Source organism: Streptomyces sp. NPDC006265, from assembly GCF_040613555.1.
In the GTDB taxonomy this organism is placed as follows: Bacteria; Actinomycetota; Actinomycetes; order Streptomycetales; family Streptomycetaceae; genus Streptomyces.
In genome coordinates, this window is record NZ_JBEXSH010000908.1 from 1 (window position 1) to 3,565 (window position 3,565).

Annotated in this window: 2 protein-coding genes and 2 pseudogenes; 2 read left to right on the plus strand and 2 right to left on the minus strand. The window is 67.4% G+C overall.

The genetic code is table 11. The features are described 5' to 3' along the window. Nucleotides 1-188: 188 nt before the first annotated feature. Nucleotides 189-529 (minus strand): annotated as a pseudogene (locus tag ABZ281_RS42540) (VOC family protein). 215 nt (nt 530-744) lie between these two features. Further along, nucleotides 745-1,011 carry a 30S ribosomal protein S20 gene (rpsT, locus tag ABZ281_RS42545; RefSeq protein ID WP_031103817.1) on the minus strand — a complete coding sequence of 89 codons (267 nt, stop codon included), beginning with the start codon at nt 1,009-1,011 and terminating at the stop codon, nt 745-747. Nucleotides 1,012-1,253: 242 nt separating this feature from the next. Between rpsT and lepA the strand changes: the two genes are divergently transcribed. After that, complete coding sequence (lepA, locus tag ABZ281_RS42550; protein ID WP_356663403.1) at nt 1,254-3,122, plus strand: translation elongation factor 4; 1,869 nt, start codon at nt 1,254-1,256, stop codon at nt 3,120-3,122. 345 nt (nt 3,123-3,467) lie between these two features. Further along, nucleotides 3,468-3,565, plus strand: a pseudogene (locus ABZ281_RS42555) (thioredoxin reductase); the annotation flags it as partial.

Here is a 3,565-nt window from a genome sequence, read left to right on the forward strand (position 1 = left end):
CCCGAGTACGTCCAGTACGAGGGCTTCCGGCCGGCACGCCGAGAGCACGCACCAAACGCCGCTCCTCAACGGGCAAACGTTGCCTGCCGCGGCACTATCGGGGCCGACCCGGGCCGATCGGACTCAGGCCCGGCGGCCTTCCTCCATGGGCCGGCCCGGCACGGCTCGCTCCCGGGACCGCCCCCGCCTCAGAACACCGGCTCGCCCATCCCCAGCAGTTGCCCTCACTGTCATGGAACCAGGCGCCGCGTTCGCCCCGGGCGCCCTTGCTCGGGTAGTTGCCCTCGATCTCGGCGATCCCGCCCCGGGTGCGGACGCCGGGGGCGTCCACCTCCTCGAAGACCACGCCGCGCCGCTTCAGCTCGGCGACCGCCGCCTCGATGTCCTCGACCTCCAGCGCCATCTGCGTGAAGCCACCGGGGGAGGCTCCCGTGGACCGGAACAGTACGAACTCCGCGCCGCCGCAGCGGTAGAGCAGCCCGCCGGCTCTTCCGGATCGTCGGCGACAAGGTCACCGACCTCGACGAATGCGTCGAGGACATCGAGAAGAACAACGAGTTCTGGTCCTGAACAGGCCGAAGGCCCCGCCGGCCGCCCTGGGGAAGGGCGGAAAGCGAGGCCTTCGGTTCAAGCTGCGGGATCCGCGCCCGCGTGGCGAACGCAGGCCGCGCGCGGATCCGGGGGTGCCGGACGGGAGCGGATGAGAGAGGGCCCGCTCGATTCCCTCCGGCGTCACATCAGATGTCAGCCCTTGAGCGCGTCGACCTTCTGAGCCAGCGCAGACTTCTTGTTGGCAGCCTGGTTCTTGTGGATGACGCCCTTGGAGACGGCCTTGTCGAGGTGACGCGCGGCGAGGCGCTGGTACTCGGTGGCCTTCTCGACGTCACCCGCGGCAGCAGCCTCACGGGCCTTGCGGATCGCGGTCTTGAGGGAGGACTTGACGGCCTTGTTGCGCAGCCGCGCCTTCTCGTTGGTCTTGATCCGCTTGATCTGGGACTTGATGTTCGCCACGAATGAGCCTTCTCAGGTTCTGGCACGAGGCCGCACGGACACCGCACGATTCCCGCACCGGGTGATTTCTTGAGGTCGTGCCTCGATGCGAGAGGGCATGAGGCACAGCCACCCAGGCTACCAGCGGCCCCTTCCGCGGCCCAAACCCGTCCATGGTCCCCACCCGTGGGACCATGGAGGCTACGTATCGATCCGACCCGAGACCGCAGACACTGCGGACGCCTCAAGAATCAGGACCCTGCGTGCCCGCGATCCCCAGCCACGTGCCCGAGCCGAGCCGTACCGACCCGGCTCTGATCCGCAACTTCTGCATCATCGCGCACATCGACCACGGCAAGTCCACGCTCGCCGACCGGATGCTCCAGCTGACCGGAGTGGTCGAGCAGCGGCAGATGCGCGCCCAGTACCTCGACCGTATGGACATCGAGCGCGAGCGTGGCATCACGATCAAGTCACAGGCGGTGCGTCTGCCGTGGGCCCCCACCCACGACAAGAACGACACGCACATCCTGAACATGATCGACACGCCGGGGCACGTCGACTTCACCTATGAGGTCTCACGGTCGCTCGCCGCGTGCGAGGGGACCATCCTCCTGGTCGACGCCGCCCAGGGCATCGAGGCGCAGACCCTCGCCAACCTCTACCTGGCGATGGAGAACGACCTCAAGATCATCCCTGTGCTCAACAAGATCGACCTGCCGGCCGCGCAGCCCGAGAAGTTCTCCGAGGAGCTCGCCAATCTGGTCGGGTGCGACCCCGACGACGTGCTCAAGGTGTCCGCCAAGACCGGCCTGGGCGTCGAGGCGCTGCTCGACAAGGTCGTCGCCGAGATCCCCCCGCCGGTCGGTGTCGCGGACGCGCCCGCCCGCGCGATGATCTTCGACTCGGTCTACGACTCCTACCGCGGTGTCGTGACGTACGTCCGAGTCATCGACGGCCAGCTCAACAAGCGTGAGCGCATCCGGATGATGTCCACCAACGCCACGCACGAGCTGCTGGAGATCGGCACCAACTCGCCGGAGATGCTGTCGGCCGACGGCCTCGGCGTGGGCGAGGTGGGCTACCTCATCACCGGTGTGAAGGACGTCCGCCAGTCCAAGGTCGGTGACACCGTCACCAGCCAGCACAAGGGTGCCGAGCAGGCGCTCGGCGGCTACAAGGACCCCAAACCGATGGTGTTCTCCGGCCTCTACCCGCTGGACGGCTCGGACTACCCGGAGCTGCGCGAGGCCCTGGACAAGCTCCAGCTCAACGACGCCGCGCTGGTCTACGAGCCGGAGACCTCCGCCGCTCTCGGCTTCGGCTTCCGCGTCGGCTTCCTCGGCCTGCTGCACCTGGACGTGATCCGCGAGCGACTGGAACGCGAGTTCGGCCTCGACCTCATCGCCACCGCGCCGAACGTGGTCTACCGCGTCCTCATGGAGGACGGCACCGAGCACACCGTCACCAACCCCAGTGAGTTCCCCGAGGGCAAGATCTCGGAGGTCTACGAGCCGGTCGTGCGGGCCACCATCCTGGCGCCCAGCGAGTTCATCGGCTCGATCATGGAGCTGTGCCAGACCCGGCGCGGCACCCTGCTCGGCATGGACTACCTCTCCGAGGACCGGGTCGAGATCCGCTACACCCTGCCGCTCGCCGAGATCGTCTTCGACTTCTTCGACCAGCTGAAGTCCAAGACCCGCGGCTACGCCTCGCTCGACTACGAGCCCACCGGCGAGCAGACCTCCAGCCTGGTCAAGGTCGACATCCTGCTGCACGGCGACAAGGTCGACGCCTTCTCGGCGATCACGCACAAGGATGCCGCGTACGCCTACGGTGTGCGGCTCGTCGCCAAGCTGCGCGAGCTCATCCCGCGGCAGGCCTTCGAGGTGCCCATCCAGGCCGCCATCGGCTCCCGGGTCATCGCCCGCGAGACCATCCGTGCCATCCGCAAGGACGTCCTCGCCAAGTGCTACGGCGGTGACATCTCCCGTAAGCGGAAGCTGCTGGAGAAGCAGAAGGAGGGCAAGAAGCGGATGAAGATGGTGGGTTCCGTAGAGGTTCCGCAGGAGGCCTTCATCGCGGTCCTGTCCAGTGATGACAGCGCGGGGTCGGGCAAGGGCAAGAAGTAGTCACGGATTACCGTGGGTTACACCGCAATCCGGGTTGAACAGGGGTCCGTCGCGCGAAAGTGCGGCGGGCCCCTGCGCGTACGCGGGGTAGCTCTCGGTACGAAGTGACAGGCCGCAGCCCCTTACGCGGGGGACGGTCGCCCTTTACTCTGATCCCTGCTCGATAGTTACTCACGAGTTAAACAAGGGCTCGTGAGTGAACCCAGCCGCACCTGAGCCAGCCGCATCGTCGCGGGCCCCCGGAGGATGTCGTGAGCGACACACAGACCCTGATCGAGAACCGTCCGCCGTCCGTGGCGGGCCTCTTCCTGGAGCGCGTCGCGGCCACGCCGGACGCCGAGGCCGCTGAAGGACGAGCTGCCCGAGGTCGCCGGGGTCGCCGAGCGGTTCGGCCGGGACGTGCTGCACTGCCCGTTCTGCCACGGCTGGGCTTGCGAAGATGT